Raw genomic sequence first — 24913 nt, forward strand, 5'->3', positions numbered from 1 at the left:
TCTTCCGCTCGCCATTCGGCATGCGCCGTCATCCGATCCTCGGCTATAGCCGCATGCATACCGGCGTGGACTGGGCAGCACCGCGCGGCACGCCGATCATCGCGTCCGGTAATGGCGTGGTGGAAAAAGCCGGATGGACCAACGGTTATGGCAACCAGACCTTGCTTCGCCACGCCAATGGTTATGTGAGCAGCTACAATCACCAGAACGCAATCGCCCGTGGTGTTACGGCCGGTGCACGCGTAAGACAGGGACAGGTGATCGGCTATGTTGGATCGACGGGCCTGTCGACCGGTCCTCATCTTCACTACGAGCTGATCGTGAACGGCACCAAAGTCGATCCTCTACGCATCCGCCTTCCGGACAACAAGGCACTTTCCGGCAAGGAACTCGAAGCCTTCAAACAGGAACGAGACCGCATCGACACGCTTTTGAACAGCGATGAAAACGGCACCAAGCTTGCCTCGAACGGATCGACCAAGAGCTGATAAAGAAAAGGCCGGGCGAAAAACTCCCGGCCTTTTACTTAAAGAATGTTGTCAGACTTACTCGGTGAACTCGACCGTAACGCCAGCCTTCACCAGCTTTGCCAGCTCTTCCGCGTCCCAATTGGTTAATCGCACACAACCGTGGCTCGACGTCTTGCCGATTCTCGACGGTTCAGGCGTGCCGTGAATGCCGTAGGTCGGCTTGGAAAGCGCAATCCAGACAGTACCAACCGGACCATTCGGCCCTGGCGGAATAGTCAGCACCTTGTCATTATTACCCTGCTTGAAGTTGATCTTCGGATTATAGGTGTAATTCGGATTGATCGCGATGCGCTCGACCTGAACGATGCCGGATGGCGACGGATTGTCCGACGAGCCGATGGTCGAGGGATAGGCGACGACCAGCTTGCCGGTTTCGTCATAGCCGCGAACCTGCTTGCGCCCCTTATCTGCAATGATGCGGGCGACTTTGGTCCTGACAGGCTTGCCGAGATTCGGAATCTTCACAATCGAGCCGGGCTGGTTGAAGTTCACACCGGGATTGATCTCTTTCAGATAGGTCTCGTCTATATGAAATTTCTCGCCCAGCATTTCGGTGATCGAAGTATAGGCCATCGCCGGGAGCTCCGCCTTATGGGCGTAATCCTCCGGAATAGAGGCAAGATATTGCCGCCCGACATCCTCGTTGGTGATGGTATATTCCGAGAAGGCCGGGCCGCCTGTAGCTTCAAGCTCGGCATTGACGGCCGATTCGTCTATCGGGTTGATCGACTTTCCGGTCAACTCGCCATAGGCAGCAGCCGCCTTGTCGACATTGCTTCCCGAACGACCGTCGATGACGCCTGGCGATGCACCGGCGCGGTCGAGAAGTATCTGATAGGCTGCGATCTTTGCCTTGGCGCCTTGCCCCTTTGGCATTTCGATGGCCGGAGCCATGTCGTCCGGATTGGGAACACCCCTCGGCTGCTCATAACCCGGCTGTTCGTTACCGGGCTGGCCATAATCCTGTTGGCCATCATAACCGGGATTCGCACTCGCTGAGCTCGTGTTGGTATTGTCGGGATATTGATCGCCTGCCGGAGGCAGCTCCGACCGCTGCACTTGTCCATCCCGGTTACCGCCATATTGCGGTGCCGCCGGCGCATCCGGGTAATAGTTCGGATCTTCGGGCACATTGCCAAAGCCGTCATAGGGCGCGCCACCACCGACCGGACCATCGAGCGTCCAGTTGTCGTCGGGCTGCGGTGCGCGGCGAACCCGACGATCATAAGCGTTCGGGTCATAATTATTGGCGTCCTCGACACTGAGAATACGCCCGCGACGATCCATGGTAACGCGGCGACCCTGTTGGTCGATAAAGACCCGCACCCGTCGATCATGATAGATTTCTTCACCCGGATCATAAAGCTGCGCAAGCTGCACGGGGCGTTCGGTAGCTGTTGCAGAACCGCCTTCCTCTGCGCGTGCACTACCGTCAACGGCGGTTGCCGCAACAGAAGCAAACAAAGCGAAATGAAGCATGCGTATGTAATGCGCCATGAAGAATGCCCTGGGTGATCGAGAGATCATGGATGCCGCGAATATGGTTAATAACTGATTAGCTGATAACAGCAGATGCCAGATGAACTGGACATGAAAATGGCCGACATCGGAGGAAACCCGGAAAAACTATCAGGATCAGTATGAAAAAGGCGCCGCAACCTATCCGGTTGCGACGCCTGATGGCTTCAACTCTTGAACGTTCAGGCGTTCTCGTCGACCTTCTGACCTTCACCCTCAAGCGCACCGCGAATCGGACGGAAGTTGAGCCTGTCCGAACCAGCACTAATCTTGACGATGGAGCCATCCAGAATATCGCCCAGAAGAATACGCTCGGCGAGCGGATCTTGAACTTCCTTCTGAATGACACGCTTCAACGGACGTGCGCCATAGGCAGGGTCGTAGCCCTTGTTGGCCAGCCACTCGCGTGCATCTTCTTCAAGCTGCAACGCAATCTTGCGATCGCTCAAGAGCATCTGGAGCCGCTGCATCTGGATATCGACAATCACACCCATGTCCTCGCGGCGCAGCCGGTGGAACAGGATGATTTCATCGACACGGTTCAGGAATTCCGGACGGAACGCAGCACGCACCACGCCCATCACTTCATCACGAACCGACTCCACATCATCCTTCTCGCCAAGATTGACGAGATATTCAGCACCGAGATTCGAGGTCATGATGATGACCGTATTACGGAAATCAACCGTACGACCCTGCCCGTCGGTCAGGCGTCCGTCATCCAGTACCTGCAACAGCACGTTGAACACATCGGGATGCGCCTTCTCGATCTCGTCGAATAGGATCACCTGATAGGGCCTGCGCCGCACAGCTTCCGTCAGAACACCGCCTTCTTCGTAGCCGACATAGCCGGGAGGTGCGCCGATCAGCCGGCTCACGGAATGCTTTTCCATGAACTCCGACATATCGATACGAACCATGGCCGTGTCGTCCTGGAACAGGAACGAAGCCAGCGCCTTGGTCAGTTCCGTCTTGCCGACGCCGGTGGGGCCCAGGAAGATAAACGAGCCGATAGGCCGGTTGGGGTCCTGAAGCCCGGCACGTGCACGGCGAACGGCTTTCGAGATGGCCTGAACCGCCTCGCCCTGTCCGACGACCCGCTTTGCAAGTTCGTCTTCCATACGCAACAGCTTCTCACGCTCGCCTTCCAGCATCCGGTCGACCGGAATACCGGTCCACCGCGAAATGATCTGCGCCACGTGGTCAGGTGTAACGGTTTCCTCGAGTAGAGAACCCTTGTTTTCCTGGCTTTCCGCTTCGACAAGCTGCTTTTCAAGCTGCGGAATCTTGCCATAGGCAAGTTCGCCCGCCTTCTGGAATTCACCGCTACGCTGTGCGATGGCGAGAGCATTGCGCGCCTCTTCGAGCTGGCGCTTGAGATCGGCGGCAAGTCCAAGCTTCTGCTTTTCAGCCTGCCACTTCGAGGTCAATTCCGCCGATTCTTCTTCCAGATCGGTCAGTTCTTTTTCAAGACGCTGCAGACGATCCCTTGAAGCCGTATCGGTTTCAACCTTCAGCGCTTCACGCTCGATTTTGAGCTGCATCACGCGACGATCGATTTCGTCGAGTTCTTCCGGCTTGGAATCCACCTGCATGCGCAGGCGCGATGCGGCCTCATCGACAAGATCAATCGCCTTGTCCGGCAGGAAGCGGTCGGTGATGTAGCGATTCGACAGGGTTGCCGCAGCAACCAGAGCCGAATCCGAAACGCGCACCTTGTGATGCTGCTCGTATTTTTCCTTCAGACCGCGCAGGATCGAAATCGTATCCTCGACGGTCGGTTCATCGACAAATACCGGCTGAAAACGACGGGCAAGCGCTGCGTCCTTCTCGACATATTTGCGGTATTCCTCCAGCGTCGTCGCGCCAACGCAGTGCAGTTCGCCACGTGCAAGGGCCGGCTTCAACAGGTTCGAAGCATCCATCGCGCCATCGGACTTGCCTGCACCGACAAGCGTGTGCATTTCATCGATGAAGAGGATGATCTGGCCGGCAGCCGTCTGCACTTCGGAAAGTACCGCTTTCAGACGCTCTTCGAACTCGCCGCGATATTTGGCACCGGCAATCAACGCGCCCATGTCGAGCGCCATCAACTGCTTGTCCTTCAAGGATTCAGGCACGTCGCCATTGACGATGCGAAGCGCCAGACCTTCCGCGATTGCGGTCTTGCCGACGCCCGGCTCGCCGATCAGAACCGGATTGTTCTTGGTGCGGCGCGACAGGACCTGAATCGTGCGGCGGATTTCCTCGTCGCGGCCGATCACGGGGTCGAGTTTGCCTGCACGCGCATCCTCGGTCAGATCGCGGGCATATTTCTTCAACGCATCATAATTGCTTTCAGCGGACGCCGAATCGGCGGTACGGCCCTTACGCATATCGTTGATGACCTTGTTCAGTGCCGTCGGGGTCACACCGGCAGCGGAAAGAATTTCAGACGTCTTTGCAGATTTTTCCATCGCCAGCGCCGTTAGAAGGCGCTCGACGGTGACGAAGCTGTCACCTGCCTTGCTGGCAAGCTCCTCGGCAAGCGAGAAAACCTTGGCAAGCGGCTGCGAAAGATAAAGCTGGTCGTTACCGCCCGATACTTTGGGCAGTTTTTCGAGCGCGTTCTGCAAGCCGATACGCAGATCGGCAATCCGTCCGCCTGCGCGTTCGATTAAAGACGTGGCTAGTCCTTCGTCGTCATCGACCAGAACTTTCAACACGTGTTCCGGTGTGAATTGCTGATTGCCGGATGAAAGCGCAAAAGTCTGCGCGGACTGAATGAAACCGCGAACGCGTTCCGTATATTTTTCAATGTTCATAATGTCTCCTTTGCCTTCCAGCCCGTCATGCGGCGCCAGAAGATGTATGGTGACGAAGCCCCCACAATGGGCAGGCTCCTTTTCCAGTACAGCATATGGGACCATCACCGGGCTTCGGCAAGGGTCACATGCGCTTGCAAAACCAAATAAAAATGGCGCGGAAACCGCGCCATTTTGAAGTCGTTACGAAGATACGAAGTTACGCGTCGGAATTCGCAGGTTCCGATGCCGGCGTCTCATCACCGCTATCCTTGGCAGCGCGGCGCGGACGGCCCGGACGGCGCGTGGCGCGGCGTGGTGCGGCTTCCTCGCCAGATGCAGCATCGGCGACGGGAGCGGCTTCAACGGCCACCGGTGCTGCCTGCTCGGCAACAACCTCAGCCGGAGCAGGAACCTCTTCAGCCACCGGCTGAGCCTGCGTTTCCTGCGGCTGTTCGTCGGAACGTTCGTCGGCGTTGAAACGCTCACGCTGCGGACGGCGACCGCGACCAAGGCGACGATCACGATTGTCGCGTTCGCGCGGCTGCTGACGACCTTCACCGGACTTTACCGGCTCGCCACCATCTTCACCGTAGACAACCTCGGCAGGCGTCCCTTCGATAACCGGCTGCGGGCCGGAACCGTTGACAGGCTGCTGTGCGACGGCAGGTGTGAAGCCTGCTTCCTCATCATCCGCACCATCATCGTCGAAAGTTTCCTCGCGCTGGAACGGCACCGGATTCTGCGCCATGGCAGCCATGATGATGCGATTGTAATGTTCAGCGTGCTGAAGATAGTTTTCCGCTATCACGCGATCACCAGATGCCTGTGCGTCTCGCGCAAGTGCCGAGTATTTTTCTGCAATATGTTGCGCATTGCCACGGATCTTCACATCCGGGCCATTGCTTTCGTAATTGCGCGACAGAGGATTGGGGCCCTTGCGGTTGTTGTTATTATTATTGTTATTATTGTTATTGCCCCGTCCGCGCATGCGCCTGTTCTGCTGTGCTGGCCTCATATTCATCTCTTTTCAGATTAAAGGGCGTAGAAACTCCCAGCCAAAAAAGCTGCCGGTTTCACGCTATCGAGCCATGGAGGAAGTACGCCCTAAAAACTTCCCACAAATCGACTGCTCCTGAGTTAGGTACCTCTGTAGGTCACCGAAACTCCGCGGTTGCATTAATGCATAACCATTCCGAAAAGCTTGCTCTTCGAGATTATGCTTGAAAGTCGTGTACTTCCGCACAAGCCATCCCCAAAGAACCCTCCGGGGAGCATGACCAAAAATCGTCATGGAGCATTTCCGCCACCGCCCATCAGCGGGCAAAACCATTCTGGCTGTATACGGTGGCCGGAAACTAAACGGCTTCGCCGCAAATTCCAAGTGTTTTTTAGCGGTTCGCCGCATCAAAATTGCATATTCGATTTGTGCGCGAAAAGCATGGCCCTTCTGTGGCCACCAAGATCACTCGCCTGTCCCGCGAGAGAAAAACCTGCGCTTTCGAACAGCGCCTCAACATCCTGGAATTGTCCGGCGCCAATTTCAACGGCAACCATTCCTTCCTTATATAGGTGATCTACTGCCTTCAGCGCAAGGGCTCTGTAAAAATTCAGCCCGTCAGCGCCGCCATCCAGTGCTGCAAGCGGATCGTGCTCGCGAACTTCCCGCGACAATCCCGCAATGTCTTCATGCGGGATATAGGGCGGGTTTGAGACGATGAGATGAAACCGCCCGCACACATTTTCGAACCAGTCGCTTCTGAGTGCTGCAAAGCGGTCGCCCACCCCATTGGCAGTTGCATTGATTCGCGCCATTGCAAGCGCTCCCTCTGCCACATCGAGACCGATGCCGTGCGCGCGCTCGAAGTGGTGCAGAAGCGAGATGATGATAGCGCCCGTTCCCGTTCCCATATCGAGCAGTTCAAGCGTGCTCGTCTTTGCCGCGAGCGCATCCAATGCCGGAATGACCAGCTCCACCAGCACTTCCGTATCGGGACGCGGTTCGAGCGTATCGGCGGAAAGCCGGAAAGGCAGGCCGAAAAAATCGCGGGCACCCATGATCCGGTGAACCGGCTCACCCTTTACGCGCCGATCCAACGCAGCGGAGAGGCGTTCGATCACGGCAGGCTCTATCGGTTGTTCAGGTGCGGAAATCAAATCGAGCCGCGTCTTGCCTGTCGCCCATTCGACCAGCAAGCGCGCATCGAGGTCTGGCGTCTCCAGCCCCGCCGCACGAAGCCTTGCCCGTGCATCGGCCATCAGATGGTCAAGGCGCATCTCGCTCACCCTTAGAGCGCATCCCGAAAAGTGTGAAACGGTTTTCGGAAAAGATGCGCGGTTCAAAACAAGTATCTAGAGCGCCGATCTGATTCAATCAGATCGAAACGCGCTCTAATGGCCCAGTTCCGTCAGAAGCGCGGTCTGGTGATCGGAAATCAGCGCATCCACCAGTTCATCCAGCTCACCTTCCATAACCCTGTCGAGTTTGTAGAGCGTCAGATTGATACGGTGATCGGTGACGCGCCCCTGCGGGAAATTATAAGTGCGGATACGCTCGGAGCGATCACCGGAACCAACCTGGCTGCGCCGCGATTCCGAACGTTCGGTATCCGCCTTCTGGCGCTCCATGTCGTAGAGGCGTGCGCGCAAAATCTGCATGGCGCGGGCGCGGTTCTGGTGCTGGGATTTTTCTGCCTGAACGACCATGATGCCGGTCGGAATATGGGTAATGCGTACGGCCGAATCGGTCGTATTGACGTGCTGGCCGCCTGCGCCCGATGCGCGCATGGTATCGATGCGGATATCCTCGTTGCGGATTTCGATATCGATATCCTCCGCTTCAGGCAGAACCGCGACGGTTGCAGCCGACGTATGAATGCGCCCGCCAGCTTCTGTTTCGGGCACACGCTGCACACGATGCACGCCCGATTCGAATTTGAGTTTGGAGAACACGCCCTTGCCGGAAACTGTGGCGATAATTTCCTTGTAGCCACCGGCATCGCCTTCGCTGGCCGAGACCAGCTCGACCCGCCAGCCCTTTTCACCGGCATAACGCTCATACATGCGGAACAGGTCACCGGCGAACAAAGCCGCCTCAAGACCACCGGTACCGGCGCGAATTTCGAGAATGGCATTCTTTTCGTCGGCAGCATCCTTCGGCAAGAGCAGGATCTGCACTTCCTGTTCCAGTCCATCGATACGCTTTTCGACTTCCGGCAACTCTTCCTGCACCAATGCGCGCATCTCGGCATCGTTGGTTGCATCGTCCCGCATGGCCGCCAGATCGATTGCTTCCTTGCGGGCGTCCGTCAATTCGCGAATCTTGCCAACCACCTCCTGAAGCTCGGAATATTCCGATGCGAGCTTCACATAGGTTTCCGAATCCGGATTGTTGGCCATCTGGCTTTCGATCATCGAGAACCGCTTCAAGAGCTGGTCCATCCGGTCCTGCGGCAATGCGATCATGTCATGTCCTAAAAATTGTCAGCGGCGTGCAAGAATACAAAACGAGACGCCGCGCAGTCCTGCACCGCGACCGTCCCCTCAGATCAATCTGCTTCGCTATAACGGAATATCGTTGTCTTCGGCAAATTTCATCAGCAGTTCGCGCAGCGAATGCGCACTGTTCGGCTTGTCCAGCTCCTCCGCCAGCAAGGCCGTGAGCTTGCCTGCGTCCAGCGCATCGAGCATGGCCTTGACGGGCCCGATTGCCGCCGCCGACATCGAGATCGAGCGGAAGCCGATACCCACCAGCGCCATGGCAGGAAGCGGCCTGCTGGCCATTTCACCGCACAGGGTGACCGACTTGCCGTGACGATTGCCCGTCTCCACAATGAAGCGCAAAGCGCGCAGGAAGGCAGGCGAAAGCTGGTCGAAGCGACCAGACATCAGCGAGTTGCCGCGATCGGTCGCCATCAGGAACTGGAAAAGATCATTCGAACCGACGGAGATGAAATCGACGAGCGACATCAGTTCCTCAAGCTGCCAAAGAAGCGACGGCACCTCGATCATCGCGCCCAGTTTCAGGCACATGGGCAGCTGATGGGCGAACCGCGACAAATGACGGACTTCACGGTCGATGATCTCGCGCGCGGCCTTCACCTCGCTGACTTCCGTGATCATCGGCAGCAGGATTTTCAATTCGCGTCCGCCCGCCGCCTTCAAAAGTGCTCGTAGCTGGGTGCGCAGCAATCCCGGACGGTCGAGCGTCAGGCGGATAGCGCGCCAGCCGAGTGCCGGATTTTCTTCCTGCACGGTCGAACTGAAATAAGGGAGAACCTTGTCTCCGCCGATGTCCAGCGTCCGGAAAGTCACCGGCTTGTCGCCTGCAGCCTCGATAACCGAGCGATAGAGGCGTTCCTGCTGTTCGGCACGCGGAAATGTCGAGGCGACCATGAACTGAAGTTCGGTACGAAACAGGCCGATCCCCGCTGCGCCGGAGGCCGACAACTGCGGTAGGTCGACAAGAAGACCGGCATTCATCAGAAGCGAGATATCGACACCGTCCTTCGTGACGGACGGCTTGTCGCGCAGCTCGCGGTAATGAGCCTGACGCCGCGCCCGGAAACGAACCTTTTCGGCATAAGCCGTCTCCAGATCGGACTGCGGACGCAGATGCATGATGCCTTCATCGCCGTCGACGATGGCCGCATCGTTGTTTTCGGCCATGGATACAATACCCTTGGCCTGACCAACCACCGGAATGCCCATGGCACGGGCAACGATCACAACGTGGCTTGTGGCGGCGCCGTCCTCCAGAACGACACCGCGCAAGCGTTCGCGCGGATAATCCAGAAGTTCGGCAGCTCCCATGGAGCGGGCAACGATGATCGCATCCTTGACCAGCGATTCGGCGATGGTCTTGATGTCGCGCCCCATGAGCTGGCGCAGAAGGCGATTCGCCAGATCATCAAAATCCGACAGGCGTTCGCGCATATAGGGATCGGTCAGGTGCACCATGCGCGCGCGTGTGTCGCTCTGCACCTTCTCGACCGCCGCTTCTGCAGTCAGACCGTTGTGAATAGCCTCTTCCAGACGGCGCACCCAACCGCGGTCATGAGCAAACATGCGATAAGCTTCGAGCACTTCGCGATGCTCACCTTCCGCCGCCACATCGCGGCGCGACAGCATGTCATCGATGGAGATACGCAGGCTGCCCAGCGCTTCGTCGAGCCGGTTGAGTTCCGCCTGACTGTCCTCGTTGAAAAGATTGGTGACGACGATGCGCGGTTCATGCAGAACCACATGGCCAAGACCAATACCGTCGTTGAAAGCATGTCCTGTCACGCTCATCGGGCGGCCGAGATCAAGCTCTATGCCCGGACGGGCCAGACGCAGACCGTCGCCGGTTGCGATGATTTCGGCAAGGACCATGGCGGTGGTTTCAAGTGCTTCAACCTCGTCTTCCCGATAAGCCCGCTTGGTCTTGTTCTGGACGACAAGAACGCCCAAAGTACGGCCAGCGCGCAAGACGGGAACGCCAAGGAAGGAATTGTAGGCTTCTTCACCCGTTTCCGGCAGATAGGCGAAGGCCGGATGGCTTTGCGCATCCGTCAGATTGAGAGGACGGGCACTTGCCGCAATCGTACCGACCAGGCCCTGACCGAGGCGAAGCTGGGCAAGGTGAACAGCCTGCGGATTGAGGCCTTCGGTCGCGTAAAGTTCGAGAACGCCGTCGGCGCGCAATATGTAGAAGGAGCAGACTTCCGCGACCATGTTCTGGGCGATTTCACGAACGATCCGGTCAAGGCGCGCCTGCGGTTCCAGCGGCTCCGCCATCAATTCGCGCAACCGCTTGAGCAGTACGCGGGGACCGGTTGTCAGCTCACGCATGATCGTCGGGGGCTCCTTTCAGGTTGCTGACGCGCTTTCGCCAGCTGATTCCCAATACCTGCCCGCGAAGCGTTACGCCAATCCCTTTGTGAGCATTTTTGACACGCGCGTCCAGAACAAATAGTCGCGCCTCGCAAAATGTTGCGGAGCCGCGCACCCTTTCGGATACGCGGCCCGGTGTACAACTATGTTTCAAAATGGAATGTGAACCGGCTGATTACTTGTCGAGGCCATAGACGGCATGCAACGTGCGCACGGCCAATTCCGCGTAAGGACCGTCGATCAGGATCGAAATCTTGATTTCAGACGTCGTGATGGCGCGGATGTTGATGCCCTTTTCGGCCAGCGCCTTGAAGGCGGTAGCGGCAACGCCAGCATGGCTGCGCATGCCGATGCCGATGACCGAAATCTTGGCGAGACCCGTTTCGGACTGGATGTTGTCGAAGCCGATTTCACCCTTGACCTTGTCCAGCACCTTCAGCGACTTGTCGACGTCGCCGGTCGGAATGGTGAAGGTCATGTCGGTCTTGGAGCCGTCTTCCGACACGTTCTGCACGATCATGTCGACATTGATGTGCTCTTCGGCGAGCGGCCCGAAAATTGCTGCCGAAACGCCCGGCCTGTCGGCCACGCGTCGCAGCGAGATCTGAGCTTCATCCTTCGCAAAGGCGATACCTGTGACGACCTGCTGTTCCACGATTTCATCCTCGTCGCAAATAAGGGTTCCGGGCGGGTTGATCGGATCACCCATGCCCGGCGCATCTGGGTCCGTAAAGCTCGAGCGCACGAAAGTGCGCACCTTGTGCACCATGGCAAGTTCCACCGAACGCACCTGCAGAACCTTGGCACCAAGTGATGCCATTTCCAGCATTTCCTCGAAGGAAATCTTCGAAAGACGCTTCGCCTTCGGCTCCAGGCGCGGGTCAGTGGTATAGACGCCATCGACATCCGTATAGATATCGCAGCGATCAGCCTTCACACCGGCGGCAATGGCGACAGCCGACGTGTCCGAACCGCCGCGCCCGAGCGTTGCAACGCGGTTGTCTGGTCCGATGCCCTGGAAACCGGCAACGACGGCAACCTGCCCCATTTCCATGCGGCGGATGATTTCCGAGCCGTCAATGTCCTGAATGCGGGCCGCACCATGGGCGTTGTCAGTCTTGATCGGGATTTGCCAGCCCTGCCACGAACGCGCATCGACGCCGATGGACTGAAGAGCGATCGCCAGAAGGCCGCTCGTCACCTGTTCGCCGGAAGCGACGATGGTGTCATATTCACGGGCATCGTAGAAAGGCGAGCTTGCGCCGCAGACTTTCGGCATGTTCTGCACCCAGCCGACCAGTTCATTGGTCTTGCCGGACATGGCCGAAACGACGACGGCAACCTGATTGCCCGCCTCGACCTCGCGTTTGACGTGGCGCGCCACATTATAGATGCGTTCCAGATCAGCTACCGAAGTGCCGCCGAATTTCATCACGATGCGCGCCATTTAAGGTTACGTCCCGCTGTTTAGAAAAATTTCACTCTCACCTGCCCAAACATTATATTGTTGCGACAGGCAAACCCGGGGTCACATAGCTAAAATGCCGCGCTTCCGCAAGGCCGCGATTTGTATCGGGCCACTTGAGAGCAAAATTGATTTGTTCCTTGACTTTGGAGTACTACCTTGAGAGCAGAACCGCACGCTTCCGCCGCTGGAGAATGAAATGACCGAGACTGCCCGTACCACCATCGACGCTTCGGAAATCGAGCATTTTTCGCGCATCGCTGCGGAATGGTGGAATCCACAGGGCAAGTTCCGCCCGTTGCATAAATTCAATCCGACACGGCTTGCCTATATCAAGGAAAAAATCTGCGCCAGGTTCAACCGCGATCCGAACGCATCGCGCCCCTTCGAGGGCTTGCGCCTGCTTGATATTGGCTGCGGCGGTGGGCTTCTCTGCGAGCCAATGGCACGTCTTGGAGCAACCGTAGTTGGCGCGGACGCCTCCACGACCAATATCGAAGTGGCAAAAATCCACGCCGCACAAAGCGGCGTCGAGATCGACTACCGTGCCACCACCGCAGAAGCGCTGGCAGAAGCGGGTGAAAAATTCGACGTGGTGCTCAATATGGAAGTGGTCGAGCACGTCGCCGATGTCGACCTGTTCATGTCGGCAACGAGCGAAATGGTAAGGCCCGGCGGACTGATGTTCGTCGCCACCATCAACCGGACGCTGAAGGCTTACGGTCTGGCGATCATCGGCGCGGAATACGTCTTGCGCTGGCTGCCGCGCGGCACGCATCAATATGAAAAGCTGGTTCGCCCGGAAGAACTCGAATCGGCGCTTGCGAAAGGCGGCCTGCGCCTCATCGACAAGCTGGGCGTGACCTACAATCCGCTGGCCGATAGCTGGAGCCGCTCCCGCGACACTGATGTGAACTACATGGTGCTTGCCGAACGGCCCGCCTGATCAATCTTATACTCAGCCTCTCTGCGCGCGCGTTGTCATGGCAACGCCTGCGCAGATGACCAGCGCCCCGATCCAGGTCAGCGGCGGATAGTGTTCGCCGAGAAACAGTGTTCCCGAAATAAGCCCCAGTGCCGCCGCGACATAGCCGATCTGGCTGAGATAGACCGGGCCCCCAACCGCCTGTAACCGGAAGAACAGGGCGAACATGCCTGCCGATGCGATCGACTGGGCCAGCGCAGCCCATGGTGCGAATGCAAGAGTTTCAATCGGAAACCGACCGGTGAAGACAAATATTCCGACCAAAAGCATCAGTGCCGACGCCAGATGACTTCCCGCAGCAAGCTCGGTCGGATCGGAATTTTTCGGCCAGTCCAGTGTGCGATAGACATTCCCTATGGCCAGAAACACCGGAATGAGCAATGCCGCAGCGATCCACAATGGATCGGCAGGCTTCCCTACTTCGCCACGCGTCATCGCCACCATCACCGCTCCGATGAAGCCCGCCGCTATACCGGCGATCCCGAGCGCATTGGGACGCCGCAGCCCAAACCCCATCGACAGAACAAGCGTGATGACCGGCGACAGTGTGTACATGATGCCAGTAAATCCTGCGCCAAGGCGCGGAATGGCGGAAAGAATGAGGAGATTGGGCAGCGCATAGGAGATGAACGCGGTGCAGATATAATAACGCAACCGCCCGCCTGAAAAGCTGATTTTCTTTCCTTGCAGGAGAAGAACGGCGAAAAGAATAATACCGGCACTTGCCGAGAACAGAAATGTCCAGATGGCTGGCGGGATACCTGACTGCGCGGCGATCTTGCCAAGCGGCAGGATGAGACCCAGCAAAGTGCCAGTTGCGATCAGCAAAAAAGGCGCAGAATCCGTCAGTTTCATGCGCCCCGTCTCCTATGTGGCAATCAGTTCTTGTCTTCAGGGAATACCGGCAGCGGCAGAACGTCGACACCGTCTTCGAGCAGCGTTTGCACATCCTCGCGCGACGCTTCGCCGTAGATACCACGTGTCTCGGTTTCGCCGAAGTGGATCTTCCGGGCTTCCTCGGCAAATTTGTCGCCCACATAATCCGCATTCTCGCGAACTTTGCGGCTCAACTCCCGCATTTCGTCCAATATCTGCTTCTGGGTTTCGCCGAGTGCCATGGCAATCTTTTCCTTGCCACGGCTTGTCGAAACGGCTGGCGCCATCAGCGATTTCTGGACGGATTGCGAATTGCACACCGGACAAGCGACAAGCTTCATTTCCGACTGGCGGTCGAAATCGGCATTGTCGCGAAACCAGCCCTCGAATTCATGGCCCTGATCGCAATGAAGCGAAAAGCGGATCATGGAATTTACGCGTCCTCTTTCTGCGTCGCGGAGCAAGTCCGAATATCGAACTCCCGCGCATTCTTCAGGTTCGGTATCTTGGCACGTGCAGCCGTGCTTTCCGCCACGTCGATGTCGGCCAGAATGACAGCCGGTTCGTCATGGTCGGCTTCGGCGAGAATTTTACCCCATGGCGAAACGATGATCGAGTGACCATAGGTTTCGCGCCCGTCCTCATGCAGACCGCCCTGCGCGGCAGAGATCAGGAAGGCGCCATTTTCAATCGCACGCGCACGCTGCAGGATATGCCAGTGAGCCTCGCCAGTCTGTTTGGTGAAGGCAGCCGGACCAGTAATCACATTGGCACCGGCGAGCGCCTGCGCGCGGAACAATTGCGGAAAGCGGATATCATAGCAGATCGCCATGCCGAGATTTGCGAAAGGCAGTTCCGCAATAATGGTTTCCTTGCCCGGCTCATAGGTTGCCGATTCGCGCCAGCTTTCACCATTGTCGAGATCGACATCGAACATATGGATCTTGTCATAGGTTACGAGCTTCTCACCTGAAGGCGTGAAAATTCCGGCGCGATTGGCGATCTTGCCGTCTCCGGCATCGATAGCGGTTGAACCGATATGCAGGAAGATGCCGTGTTTCGCGGCAAGCGCCGAAGCAGCCTTGAAAACAAGATCGTTGGCCTCGTCACGCAGGCTCGCCTTGAAGGCCGCACGATCACGCATCATCGCGCCGGTCATTTCCGGCGATTGCACATAAACCGCGCCCTTCGCTGCCGCCTCCGCGACGAATTTTTCCAGAGCCTCGATATTGCGGACAACATCTGTGCCGGAACGCATCTGTATTGCAGCAGCGCGGAAGGTGCTCATCGGTTTCTCCCCCTTAAGATTTTTAGGCCAGTTCGCCAGTCTTGAGCAGGCCATCCAGCTTGCCCTGATCTTCCAGCGCGAAAAGATCATCGCATCCGCCGACATGAACGGAGCCGACGAAAATCTGCGGGAAAGTGTTGCGGCCCGAACGCTGCTGCATTTCGGCACGCAATTCCGGCGATGCGCCTGCATCGATTTCATTATAGGCAACACCCTTGCGGGTCAGAAGGTCCTTGGCCCGGCTGCAATAAGGGCAGCCGATACGCGTGTAGATCGTTACATCAATCATTATGAACTCCAATGTTTGACCACTATATAGGCGGCAAAAGCATCATCTGGAAGCCCCGAAGCTTTTCACGAGCCCGTGTAGCCATCATCCGCTTCAATCCGGCAAAACACGGCTGAAAGTCAGCACATCCACGCTTTTCGCGCCGCCGCGCAACAGGGCTCGCGTTACCGCCTTGACCGTAGCGCCAGTCGTATAGACGTCATCGATCAGCAAAACTTGTCGGCCGCGAACGTGAATCTCATATTCCTGAGGCACACGAAACGCGCCGTCCACATTGCGCTTTCGTTCTTTGGTGCCGAGCCCAATCTGCTGTTCGGTCCGGCGCACACGTTTCACGCCTTGCGGCGCAAAAGGTTTCGATTCCAGTTTCGCCAAGGCACGGGCGAGTTCCGCCGACTGGTTGAAACGCCGCTGCCAGAACCGCCAGCGGTGCAGAGGTACAGGAAGAATAACCTCGCATTCATCCAGCAGTTCACGACCCGCGCGCTGCATCCAGCGCGCCATCCACGGAGCAAGATCGGTCCGGTCATGAAACTTGAGCGAAACCGCCATGCGCTGCGCTGCTCCCCGATGCAGGACTGCGGACCGGAGACGCCGGAAAGGTGGGGGATCGGCAATCGCTTCCGCACTCATGAAGTTCTCACCGAGATCATGACTGAAAGGTATGCCAAGCACCGGACAATAGGGCTTTTCTATAAAGCGCAGTTCCGGCCAGCATTCTGGACACAGCGTCCCTGGCTCGGATACATGCGTCCTGCAGCCGATACAGGTCGGCGGAAACAATATGTCCGCCGACGAGCGAACGGTGCGGCCGGCAAGCTTCAGCGGCCTGTCGCTAACCCCGCGCAAAAAGGTTTGATGCGTTCTATCGTCATCTGCCATTGCATTCGCCCCCGTTCGAATGCATCTATCCCCGCAACGATTGTACTGAACCTTGCTCGAAAGAGAAGACGGATTCCATGCCTGCGCCGACCGATGAAAACGCGATCTTCGATCGCGATCTCCTGCTCTCGTTTCGCCGCCGTGCCTTTGCGCGCGCCGAACCTGGCGCGGATTTCCTGTTGCAGCGCATTGCCGACGATCTCACTGATCGGCTCGACGCCGTGGAGCGGCGTTTTCCGGTAGCCATCGATCTCGCGAGCCATACCGGTGCTGCTGCCGTCGCCATTGCACATTCCGGCAAGGCGGACCTGATTGTCCGCATCGAACGCGACAAGGATTTTTTGCAAGGCCCATTCCCGGCTATTGTCGGTGATGAGGAAATGCTGCCGCTGAAACCTGGCAGTGCCGATCTTGTCGTGTCCCTGATGGCACTTCACGCAACGAACGATACGCCGGGCACGATGGTACAGATCGCCCGTGCCTTGAAGCCGGACGGTTTGTTTCTGGCCGCCCTGAGCGGCGGCGGAACGCTTGGCGAACTGCGCGAAAGCCTCCTGCAGGCGGAAATCGAACTGACGGGCGGTGCCTCGCCGCGCATCTTCCCGTTCCCCGACGTGCGTGATGTGGGTGGCCTCCTGCAACGTGCAGGCTTTGCCCTGCCCGTAACCGACGTCGACAACGTTACCGTCCGCTACGATTCGCTGTTCAACTTGATGGCCGACCTGCGCGCGATGGGCATGCAGAACATTCTGCGCGACCGTTCCAGAAAGCCGGTTTCGAAACGCCTTTTCCTGCGTGCTGCTGAAATCTACGCAGAACGGTTTTCCGATCCGGATGGACGCATCCGGGCAACTTTCTCGATAATCTGGCTATCGGGCTGGGCACCGCATGAATCGCAGCAAAAGCCATTGAAGCCAGGCTCAGCAAAAGCATCGCTGGCCGAAGCACTCAAAAAAGCCGAAGAGGAATAATCAACAGTCGCCGTGATGGCTGCCGTTTGCCTCAATAATGCAGACGGAATGCGAGCTTGGCTGAAGCACGCTCTTGCGCACCGTATAGGTCTGGCCTGCTGCGTGCGACCGGTTGCCGGTATCGCGCTTGATCGAACCCGTCATGGTGCGATCGATCCCGTCTGGAAGCACCGACTGAGCTGCGACCTTGTTTGCCTGATCGTTGAGAACCGGCACAATGATGAGAGCCAGAGCGACAACGGCAGAGCCGAACAGCAGCACAACGCGCAGGATTCCGCGACCGGCCCCAAGACCGGTTTTGGTCAGCGACTTGGCCGTGTATTCGTTATGATCGGCGCTAAAATAATTGTTATCAAAACTCATGCTTCAAAACTCCGGGGCAGCTCGTGAACGAGAATGCCTCAACGGAGTGAATCATAGATTAACCGGCCGCCGGAATCGTAAGAAATTGCCAACCTTTTCCACAGTCGGAAAAAGTACTCAGTTTACAAAAGATCGAGCAGGAACGGGATCAGCGGTTCATCGGCTGGTGGCATAGGATAGTCGCGCATATCCTTCGGACGAACCCATTTCAGTGCCTGTCCTTCCAGCCCCTGTGCAATGCCGTCATAACGGCGGCAGACATAGAGGGGCATGAGCAGGTGAAAGTCATCATAGGTGTGGCTGGCAAAAGTCAGCGGTGCAAGGCAGGCCGCTTTCGTGGTGATGCCGATTTCTTCCTGCAATTCGCGGATCAGCGTCTCTTCCGGTGTTTCACCTGGCTCCACCTTGCCGCCGGGAAATTCCCATAGTCCGGCTAGCTGTTTACCCTCAGGGCGCTGCGTCAGCAGAACCCGGCCATCCGAATCCACCAGCGCACAGGCCGCGACCAGAAGAATGCGGCGTCCATTCACCTCGGTCATTTCTCGTTGCTCTCCCGATAGGCATAGCGATAGGCTTCCTGAAAGCCGAAGCTCTCGTAAAGCGCAAGTCCGGCAACATTGTCCGCCTCGATCTGCAGCCATGCCGTCTTCGCGCCGAGCTTTGCCGCCCATTTGAGCGCAGAACCAACAACAGCATGCCCATGCCCCTTGCGCCTTGCATCGCGCCGGGTCCCGACATCGAACAGTCCCGCCATCACCCCATCCTGAACGCAAAGCAGGCTGGATACGGCACGTCCGCCCTCCTCCAGCACGAACATGCCCTTGTTCGGACGAACGCTGTTAAGAAGTTCGGAAAATCCGGGGCGCATATCCTCCGGTCTTTCGTGGATGGAAAGCGAAGCATCCACGAAGCGTCCGATATCCTTCAACGGTATCTGGTCAATGACGCCCGACAGATCGAGCGTCTCGAGATCTGCGGTCATCACGATGGTCTCGTCCTGACGCTTCCAGCCAAGCCCTTCGAGATAATCCTCAAGCTCGCGCGGCGCGAGCGGCGAAAGCCTGAAGCACGGGACGCGGCCATAAGCGCGGAAACGTTGCGCCGCCAGTTCCACGCGCGTTGGAATATCGCGCGTGTCGCCGGGATCGAGCGGGTTGATCGAGTTCAGACGCCTGGAAGGATGCGCCGCCGTCATGCGTATCGCCCATGTGCCGTCATAATGAACCGACGTGGCTGGCCAGGCACGGAAGCCGACGGCTTCGAGCTGGCGAACGATGGCAAGACTTGGAGTGCTGGGCTTTTCCATTGCTTCAATCAACTTCTGTAGTCGCCATTGATGGCGACATATTCCTTGGTAAGGTCGCAGGTCCAGACGGTTGCCTTACCCTTGCCGATCCCCAGATCGACGCGAATGCGAATATCCTCGCCCTGCATATAGGCGGACGTCGCTGCTTCCGAATAGGCCGGATCGCGCTCGCCCTGGTACGCTACGCGAATATCGCCGAACCAGATCGCCAGCAAATCGCGGTCGGCAGGTTCACCGGCCTTGCCGACAGCCATGACCACGCGGCCCCAATTGGCGTCCTCACCGGCAACAGCCGTCTTGACCAGCGGTGAATTGGCGATGGAAAGCGCGATCTTCTTGGCAGAAGCCGCAGACTTCGCGCCTGTCACTTCGATTTCCACCATCTTGCGTGCGCCTTCACCGTCGCGCACAACCTGCAGCGCCAGTGATTTCAGGAGACGGCCCAGCGCCTTCTTGAATTCGCCCAGACGCTTGTCGGCAGGGTCGGTGATTTGAGGCGCACCACGTTCCGCCGCTGATCCGGTCGCGAACAGCATCAGCGTATCCGACGTGGAAGTATCACTATCCACCGTTACCGCATTGAAAGTCGAGCCAACGCCCTTGGAGAGCAGGCTCTGCAACACATCAGCCTTGATTGGTGCATCGGTGACGACGAAGGAAAGCATCGTTGCCATATCCGGCGCGATCATGCCCGCACCCTTGGCGATACCGTTGATTGTGACCGGCACCTGACCGAGCAGCACCGTTTCAGTCGCAACCTTCGGATAGGTATCGGTGGTCATGATCGCCTTGGCGGATTCCGTCCAGAAATCCTCGACGGCATCCTTGTTCATATCGCCCAGCAGATGCGCGAACTTGCTTGCATCGAGAGGCTCGCCGATCACACCGGTTGAAGCCAGAAACACGTCAGTCGTGGCGCAACCGACGGCCTTTGCTGCAGCTTCTGCGGTTGCTTCCGTCGCCTCACGGCCCTTGACGCCGGTAAAGGCATTGGCATTACCGGAATTGACGACGACTGCACGGGCCTTTCCGTGCACGAGATTGCGACGGCAAAAATCCACCGGCGCCGAGGGACAAAGCGAACGCGTGAAGACACCTGCAGCTTCGGCCGGTCGGTCGAACACCATCAACATCACATCCGTCCGCCCCTTATACTTGATCCCGGCAGCAGCGGTGGCGATGCGCACACCATGAACGACCGGCATTGTTGGGTAATGTTTTGGAGCAAGCGGAGAAACAGACGCGGACATATGTGCCTCGATGGGATGCGGTTTCGAAGAAAACCCGAGAATCGTAAAGCCCAGAAAACGGCGTTCCACGAATTTCGGATTCAAAGCATGACGCGCGCATTGGAAAGGTTTGCAGTCTAAAATCAAGCGGAAACGCAAGATCGAAATAAAAAACGCCCCGGCAAGCCGGGGCGTTGATGCTTGAAGTGAAATTTTACTGCTGCGGAGCAGCCTCTTCCGGGGCTCCGTCCTTGTCCGCCCCTTCCTGGGCAGCGGCGGCATCCTTCATGGCTTTCTCGACAGCCGGATCCTTGTAGTCGATTTTCATGCCGTCACGCAGCTTCTTGACCGCTTCGACATAACGCTCGCGCATGATGATCGAACGGATCTGGTCCTTAACCTGATCGAATGCCGGCGGCTGCTTGGTGCGGCGATCTTCCAGCTGGATCACATGGAAGCCGAACTGGGTCTGTACCGGCTCCTTGGTGTATTCACCTGGCTTGAGCGCAAGGGCGGCTTTTTCAAACTCCGGCACCATCTGACCTTCGCTGAAATAACCAAGATCACCACCATTGGCAGCCGTGCCGTCGGTGGAGCTTTCCTTGGCAAGATCCTCGAACTTGGCGCCGCCTTCAAGCTTCTTGATGATCGCTTCGGCTTCTTCCTTCGTCTTCACGAGGATGTGACGCGCACGCACTTCTACCTGCGGCGGCATGGCCGCGATTTCCTTGTCGTAACGAGCACGGACATCGGCATCGCTGATCTTGTCGACAATCGCATCCTTGAAATATTCATTATGGAGCGCACGCTCGCGCAGGAACGCCATGCGATCCTTGAATTCCTGAGACTGGTCCAGCTTTTCCTTTTCCGCTTCACCAGCCATCGCCTTGATGTCGATCAGGGCGGCGAGCGCAGCCAGACGGCGCTGCTCGGCAGGAAGGCGCGAGAACTGCGGATCGAGATCGCCTGCAGCCTGATCGACCTCACCAACCGTGATATCCTTGCCGTTGACGGTGGCCAGAACCTTGGACGGGTCTTCCTTCTCTGCAGGGGCTGCGGCAGGCTTTTCAGTGCTCTGGGCAGCATCCTGTGCGAATGCGGCACCTGAGTAGCTTGCCAGCGCCACAGAGGCTGCCAGAGACATGCCGACGACAGCGAGAGCCTTGCGATAAGGGGCTTTCAGAATGGCTTTCATATGGAATTCTCTCCTTCGTGACCGCTTACCGGCCCGATGAATGCGGCGGAATTTGGCCCGGATACCTCCTATATTGCAACAAAGGAAAGGTTTTCCAGCCCTTAGAGCAACGTTGACATCGCCCGAAGCCCCTCTTATCTGTCCTTCGGCTTTACGTCCAGTAAGGGGCGGGTGAATTGCGCCGGAAATGCGCCGTACCTGGCAGCTTTCACGATGCAGTTTTCTTGCAATTGGTTCAATACGCGTGAATAAAGCATTCGACGAAGCATTATCAGCAAAAGTGCGAAGCGGTTTTGTGTTCGAAAATGCGATAAAACAAAGAGTTAGCGCCTTTCGAGAATTTCAGTGAAATCGAAAAGGGCTATGGCGCCGGAAGCGCTTCCGGCTGAACGGACAGGAAAGGACCAGTGATGGTCAGCTTTGGCGGCCTCGCCCGCAAGATATTCGGTTCATCCAATGACCGTCAGGTAAAGACCCTGCGTCAGCGTGCGCAACAGATTACCGCGCTTGAGAAGAATTACGAAACGCTCACCAACGAGCAGCTTCAGGCCAAGACCGCCGAACTCCGCGCCGCGCTGGCTGACGGAAAGACGCTCGACGCCATTCTGCCCGACGCGTTTGCGACGGCGCGTGAAGCCGCGAAGCGCGTGCTCGGCATGCGCCCGTTCGACGTGCAGCTGATCGGTGGCATGGTTCTGCACGAACGCGGCATCGCCGAAATGCGTACCGGTGAAGGCAAGACCTTGATGGCGACCCTGCCGGTCTACCTCAACGCGCTTGAGGGCAAGGGCGTCCATGTCGTGACGGTGAACGACTATCTCGCCACCCGTGACGCCGAAACCATGGGCCAGCTTTACAACTTCCTCGGCCTCACCGTCGGTGTCATCAAGCATGGCCTTGATGACGATGAGCGCCGTGCGGCCTATGCCTGCGACATCACCTACGGCACCAATAACGAACTCGGCTTCGATTATCTGCGCGATAATATGAAGTATGAGCGCGCCCAGATGGTGCAGCGTCCGCATAATTACGCCATCGTCGACGAAGTGGACTCGATCCTCATCGACGAAGCGCGCACGCCGCTGATCATTTCCGGCCCGCTGGAAGATCGTTCGGAGTTCTACAATCTCATCGACACCTTCATTCCGCCGCTGGCGGACGAAGATTACGAAGTCGATGAAAAGCAGAAGACCGCCATTTTCACCGAAGTCGGCACCGAAAAGGTCGAACAACTTCTGGAAGCGGCAGGCCACCTCAAGGGTGAAAGCCTTTACGACATCGAAAACGTTGCCGTCGTTCACCACCTGAACAATGCGTTGCGCGCTCACAAACTGTTCCAGCGCGACAAGGACTACATTGTCCGCAACGACGAAATTGTCATCATCGACGAGTTTACCGGTCGTATGATGCCGGGCCGCCGTTATTCGGAAGGCCTGCATCAGGCGCTGGAAGCCAAGGAACAGGTGACGATCCAGCCGGAAAACCAGACGCTGGCGTCGATCACCTTCCAGAACTATTTCCGCATGTATAACAAGCTGTCGGGCATGACCGGTACGGCTTCGACGGAAGCCGAAGAATTCGGCAATATTTACGGCCTCGAAGTGCTCGAGATTCCGACCAATCTGCCGGTTAAGCGTATCGACGAAGACGATGAAGTCTATCGCACTGTCGAAGAAAAATACAAAGCCATCGTTCGTGACATTCGCGCCTCGCACGAAAAGGGCCAACCGATCCTCGTCGGCACGACCTCGATCGAAAAGTCGGAGCAGCTCGCCGAACGCCTTCGCAAGGAAGGCATCAAGGACTTCCAGGTCCTGAACGCCCGCTATCACGAGCAGGAAGCCTTTATCATTGCACAGGCCGGCGTGCCTGGAACCGTCACCATCGCCACCAATATGGCCGGTCGCGGTACCGATATCCAGCTCGGCGGCAATCTGGAAATGCGCGTTCGTCAGGAACTGACCGATGTTCCGGAAGGCCCAGAACGCGACGCCAAGATTGCAGAAATCAAAGCTGACATTGCGCAGCTGAAGGAGAAGGCTTTGGCCGCTGGCGGGCTTTACGTTCTCGCCACCGAGCGTCATGAAAGCCGCCGCATCGACAACCAGCTGCGCGGCCGCTCCGGCCGTCAGGGCGATCCGGGCCGTTCCAAGTTTTTCCTGTCGCTGCAGGACGATCTGATGCGCATCTTCGGTTCCGACCGCATGGACAGCATGCTGCAGAAGCTCGGCCTCAAGGAAGACGAAGCCATCGTCCACCCCTGGATCAACAAGGCGCTTGAAAAGGCGCAGAAGAAGGTCGAAGCCCGTAACTTCGAAATCCGCAAGAATCTTCTGAAATACGACGATGTGATGAACGATCAGCGCAAGGTGATCTTCGAACAGCGTCTGGAAATGATGGACGAAGAAGACCTGACCGAGATCGTCGGCGAAATGCGCCACGAGGTCATAGAGGACATGGTCGCCCTGCGCATCCCGAAAGATGCTTATGCAGAAAAGTGGGATATTGCCGGTCTGAAGGAAGACATCATCTCCAAGCTCAATCTCGACCTTCCAATCGAGGATTGGGCCAAGGAAGAAGGCATTGCGGAAGAAGAGTTTGAAAACCGCATCAAGGAAGCCGCCGACAAGGCTGCAGCCGAAAAGGCCGAACGCTTCGGCCCGCAGATCATGACCTATGTCGAGAAATCTGTGATCATGCAGTCGCTCGACAATCTGTGGCGCGAGCATCTTGTCAATCTCGACCATCTGCGCTCGGTGGTCGGTTTCCGTGGTTACGCCCAGCGCGATCCGCTGAACGAATACAAGACCGAAGCTTTCGAGCTGTTCCAGTCGATGCTTGCGAATCTGCGCGAAGTGGTTATCTCGCAGCTGATGCGCGTCGAGATCGTTCGCGAAGCGCCGCCTGAACCGGAATTGCCGCCGATGACCGGCCGTCATATCGACAGCACGACAGGCGAAAACGATTTCGACGAAGCGTCCTGGTCTGAACATCAGCACGACGAGCGCAACGTGCCTGCTGCCGAACGCGATCCGGCCGACCCACGGACCTGGGGCAAGGTCAGCCGCAACGAACCATGCCCGTGCGGCTCCGGCAAGAAGTACAAGCACTGCCACGGCGCTTTCGAGTGATGTGAGCGAGCTCAATCGTCGTCTCTAACAAACAAACCCCGGCAAGCCATTTGCCGGGGTTTGTTTTTTCAATCAAGCAACCAATGCCGATATAAGCCGAAGGCAGTGATACTGCCTTTCTTATTTTAGATATCTCAAATATAGATGGCATTTAGGAAATACTCACCATTCCTTGAAGTCTTGCGAACTTCGGCAGATTAGACTTTTTCTTTTTCTCTTTATAAAGAA

Annotated in this window: 21 protein-coding genes (1 of these 21 only partly in view); 4 read left to right on the plus strand and 17 right to left on the minus strand. The window is 57.4% G+C overall.

Going from position 1 to position 24913, the window contains the following annotated elements:
* Positions 1-488, plus strand: partial view of a M23 family metallopeptidase gene (locus CQZ93_RS12255; RefSeq protein WP_105542791.1) — the end only. Its footprint begins 1468 nt before the window's first position; the window shows 488 of its 1956 coding nt (coding positions 1469-1956); its start codon lies off the left edge, out of view; the stop codon is at positions 486-488.
* Positions 489-545: 57 nt separating this feature from the next.
* Here the strand turns inward: CQZ93_RS12255 and CQZ93_RS12260 are convergent, their stop codons facing one another.
* From CQZ93_RS12260 to CQZ93_RS12295, 7 genes are all read right to left on the minus strand, one after another.
* Positions 546-2027, minus strand: a complete 1482-nt coding sequence (locus CQZ93_RS12260) for a L,D-transpeptidase (protein ID WP_105542792.1) — start codon at positions 2025-2027, stop codon at positions 546-548.
* Positions 2028-2230: 203 nt separating this feature from the next.
* Positions 2231-4852: an ATP-dependent chaperone ClpB gene (gene clpB, locus CQZ93_RS12265; protein ID WP_105543295.1), complete on the minus strand. Its 2622-nt coding sequence runs from the start codon at positions 4850-4852 to the stop codon at positions 2231-2233.
* A 199-nt stretch (positions 4853-5051) separates the two neighbouring features.
* Entirely contained in the window at positions 5052-5849 is a 798-nt protein-coding gene (locus tag CQZ93_RS12270) for a DUF4167 domain-containing protein (RefSeq protein ID WP_105542793.1), read from the minus strand.
* Positions 5850-6238: 389 nt separating this feature from the next.
* Complete coding sequence (gene prmC, locus CQZ93_RS12280; protein WP_286153483.1) at positions 6239-7108, minus strand: peptide chain release factor N(5)-glutamine methyltransferase; 870 nt, start codon at positions 7106-7108, stop codon at positions 6239-6241.
* 114 nt (positions 7109-7222) lie between these two features.
* A complete protein-coding gene (gene prfA / locus CQZ93_RS12285) occupies positions 7223-8296 on the minus strand; it encodes a peptide chain release factor 1 (RefSeq protein WP_105542794.1) in 1074 nt (357 codons plus the stop codon).
* A 96-nt stretch (positions 8297-8392) separates the two neighbouring features.
* Positions 8393-10663 (minus strand): phosphoenolpyruvate--protein phosphotransferase, encoded by a 2271-nt coding sequence (gene ptsP / locus CQZ93_RS12290; protein ID WP_105542795.1) that lies wholly within the window; start codon positions 10661-10663, stop codon positions 8393-8395.
* 217 nt (positions 10664-10880) lie between these two features.
* A complete protein-coding gene (locus CQZ93_RS12295) occupies positions 10881-12152 on the minus strand; it encodes an aspartate kinase (protein ID WP_105542796.1) in 1272 nt (423 codons plus the stop codon).
* Between the two features lie 217 nt (positions 12153-12369).
* Here CQZ93_RS12295 and ubiG point away from each other — a divergent pair, with 217 nt between their 5' ends.
* Positions 12370-13116, plus strand: a complete 747-nt coding sequence (gene ubiG / locus CQZ93_RS12300) for a bifunctional 2-polyprenyl-6-hydroxyphenol methylase/3-demethylubiquinol 3-O-methyltransferase UbiG (RefSeq protein WP_105542797.1) — start codon at positions 12370-12372, stop codon at positions 13114-13116.
* A 12-nt stretch (positions 13117-13128) separates the two neighbouring features.
* Here the strand turns inward: ubiG and CQZ93_RS12305 are convergent, their stop codons facing one another.
* The 5 genes from CQZ93_RS12305 to CQZ93_RS12325 form a co-directional block, all read right to left on the minus strand.
* A complete protein-coding gene (locus CQZ93_RS12305) occupies positions 13129-14010 on the minus strand; it encodes a DMT family transporter (protein WP_105542798.1) in 882 nt (293 codons plus the stop codon).
* 23 nt (positions 14011-14033) lie between these two features.
* Positions 14034-14459, minus strand: coding sequence for a DUF1178 family protein (locus CQZ93_RS12310; RefSeq protein ID WP_105542799.1), 426 nt, complete (start codon positions 14457-14459; stop codon positions 14034-14036).
* Positions 14460-14464: 5 nt separating this feature from the next.
* Positions 14465-15319 carry a carbon-nitrogen hydrolase family protein gene (locus tag CQZ93_RS12315; protein ID WP_105542800.1) on the minus strand — a complete coding sequence of 285 codons (855 nt, stop codon included), beginning with the start codon at positions 15317-15319 and terminating at the stop codon, positions 14465-14467.
* 22 nt (positions 15320-15341) lie between these two features.
* Entirely contained in the window at positions 15342-15608 is a 267-nt protein-coding gene (gene grxC / locus CQZ93_RS12320) for a glutaredoxin 3 (RefSeq protein WP_105542801.1), read from the minus strand.
* Between the two features lie 93 nt (positions 15609-15701).
* A complete protein-coding gene (locus CQZ93_RS12325; protein ID WP_105542802.1) occupies positions 15702-16490 on the minus strand; it encodes a ComF family protein in 789 nt (262 codons plus the stop codon).
* A gap of 77 nt (positions 16491-16567) precedes the next feature.
* Here CQZ93_RS12325 and CQZ93_RS12330 point away from each other — a divergent pair, with 77 nt between their 5' ends.
* Positions 16568-17461 (plus strand): methyltransferase domain-containing protein, encoded by an 894-nt coding sequence (locus CQZ93_RS12330; protein WP_105542803.1) that lies wholly within the window; start codon positions 16568-16570, stop codon positions 17459-17461.
* On the opposite strand, the gene CQZ93_RS12335 is transcribed toward CQZ93_RS12330, so the two are convergent.
* From CQZ93_RS12335 to CQZ93_RS12355, 5 genes are all read right to left on the minus strand, one after another.
* On the minus strand, positions 17462-17824 hold the full coding sequence (locus tag CQZ93_RS12335; protein ID WP_105542804.1) for an LptF/LptG permease family protein: 363 nt from the start codon (positions 17822-17824) through the stop codon (positions 17462-17464). It lies immediately after the preceding gene.
* Positions 17825-17946: 122 nt separating this feature from the next.
* Positions 17947-18363, minus strand: coding sequence for an 8-oxo-dGTP diphosphatase MutT (mutT, locus tag CQZ93_RS12340; protein WP_105542805.1), 417 nt, complete (start codon positions 18361-18363; stop codon positions 17947-17949).
* Positions 18360-19130, minus strand: coding sequence for a GNAT family N-acetyltransferase (locus tag CQZ93_RS12345; RefSeq protein WP_105543298.1), 771 nt, complete (start codon positions 19128-19130; stop codon positions 18360-18362). The genes mutT and CQZ93_RS12345 overlap by 4 nt, the downstream gene beginning before the upstream one ends.
* 8 nt (positions 19131-19138) lie before the next feature.
* On the minus strand, positions 19139-20380 hold the full coding sequence (gene argJ / locus CQZ93_RS12350) for a bifunctional glutamate N-acetyltransferase/amino-acid acetyltransferase ArgJ (protein ID WP_105543297.1): 1242 nt from the start codon (positions 20378-20380) through the stop codon (positions 19139-19141).
* 193 nt (positions 20381-20573) lie between these two features.
* A complete protein-coding gene (locus CQZ93_RS12355; protein WP_105542806.1) occupies positions 20574-21554 on the minus strand; it encodes a peptidylprolyl isomerase in 981 nt (326 codons plus the stop codon).
* A 410-nt stretch (positions 21555-21964) separates the two neighbouring features.
* Here CQZ93_RS12355 and secA point away from each other — a divergent pair, with 410 nt between their 5' ends.
* On the plus strand, positions 21965-24685 hold the full coding sequence (secA, locus tag CQZ93_RS12360; RefSeq protein ID WP_105542807.1) for a preprotein translocase subunit SecA: 2721 nt from the start codon (positions 21965-21967) through the stop codon (positions 24683-24685).
* Positions 24686-24913 lie beyond the last annotated feature (228 nt).

Source organism: Ochrobactrum vermis, from assembly GCF_002975205.1.
GTDB classification, from domain to species: Bacteria; Pseudomonadota; Alphaproteobacteria; order Rhizobiales; family Rhizobiaceae; genus Brucella; species Brucella vermis.

Excerpts from the sequence above, each read along its gene's own strand:
- CQZ93_RS12260 (WP_105542792.1), bottom strand. The coding sequence starts at position 2,027 with ATGGCGCATTACATACGCATGCTTCATTTCGCTTTGTTTGCTTCTGTT.
- clpB (WP_105543295.1), bottom strand. The coding sequence starts at position 4,852 with ATGAACATTGAAAAATATACGGAACGCGTTCGCGGTTTCATTCAGTCC.
- CQZ93_RS12270 (WP_105542793.1), bottom strand. The coding sequence starts at position 5,849 with ATGAGGCCAGCACAGCAGAACAGGCGCATGCGCGGACGGGGCAATAAC.
- prmC (WP_286153483.1), bottom strand. The coding sequence starts at position 7,108 with ATGCGCCTTGACCATCTGATGGCCGATGCACGGGCAAGGCTTCGTGCG.
- prfA (WP_105542794.1), bottom strand. The coding sequence starts at position 8,296 with ATGATCGCATTGCCGCAGGACCGGATGGACCAGCTCTTGAAGCGGTTC.
- ptsP (WP_105542795.1), bottom strand. The coding sequence starts at position 10,663 with ATGCGTGAGCTGACAACCGGTCCCCGCGTACTGCTCAAGCGGTTGCGC.
- CQZ93_RS12295 (WP_105542796.1), bottom strand. The coding sequence starts at position 12,152 with ATGGCGCGCATCGTGATGAAATTCGGCGGCACTTCGGTAGCTGATCTG.
- ubiG (WP_105542797.1), top strand. The coding sequence starts at position 12,370 with ATGACCGAGACTGCCCGTACCACCATCGACGCTTCGGAAATCGAGCAT.
- CQZ93_RS12305 (WP_105542798.1), bottom strand. The coding sequence starts at position 14,010 with ATGAAACTGACGGATTCTGCGCCTTTTTTGCTGATCGCAACTGGCACT.
- CQZ93_RS12310 (WP_105542799.1), bottom strand. The coding sequence starts at position 14,459 with ATGATCCGCTTTTCGCTTCATTGCGATCAGGGCCATGAATTCGAGGGC.
- CQZ93_RS12315 (WP_105542800.1), bottom strand. The coding sequence starts at position 15,319 with ATGAGCACCTTCCGCGCTGCTGCAATACAGATGCGTTCCGGCACAGAT.
- grxC (WP_105542801.1), bottom strand. The coding sequence starts at position 15,608 with ATGATTGATGTAACGATCTACACGCGTATCGGCTGCCCTTATTGCAGC.
- CQZ93_RS12325 (WP_105542802.1), bottom strand. The coding sequence starts at position 16,490 with ATGGCAGATGACGATAGAACGCATCAAACCTTTTTGCGCGGGGTTAGC.
- CQZ93_RS12330 (WP_105542803.1), top strand. The coding sequence starts at position 16,568 with ATGCCTGCGCCGACCGATGAAAACGCGATCTTCGATCGCGATCTCCTG.
- CQZ93_RS12335 (WP_105542804.1), bottom strand. The coding sequence starts at position 17,824 with ATGAGTTTTGATAACAATTATTTTAGCGCCGATCATAACGAATACACG.
- mutT (WP_105542805.1), bottom strand. The coding sequence starts at position 18,363 with ATGACCGAGGTGAATGGACGCCGCATTCTTCTGGTCGCGGCCTGTGCG.
- CQZ93_RS12345 (WP_105543298.1), bottom strand. The coding sequence starts at position 19,130 with ATGGAAAAGCCCAGCACTCCAAGTCTTGCCATCGTTCGCCAGCTCGAA.
- argJ (WP_105543297.1), bottom strand. The coding sequence starts at position 20,380 with ATGTCCGCGTCTGTTTCTCCGCTTGCTCCAAAACATTACCCAACAATG.
- CQZ93_RS12355 (WP_105542806.1), bottom strand. The coding sequence starts at position 21,554 with ATGAAAGCCATTCTGAAAGCCCCTTATCGCAAGGCTCTCGCTGTCGTC.
- secA (WP_105542807.1), top strand. The coding sequence starts at position 21,965 with ATGGTCAGCTTTGGCGGCCTCGCCCGCAAGATATTCGGTTCATCCAAT.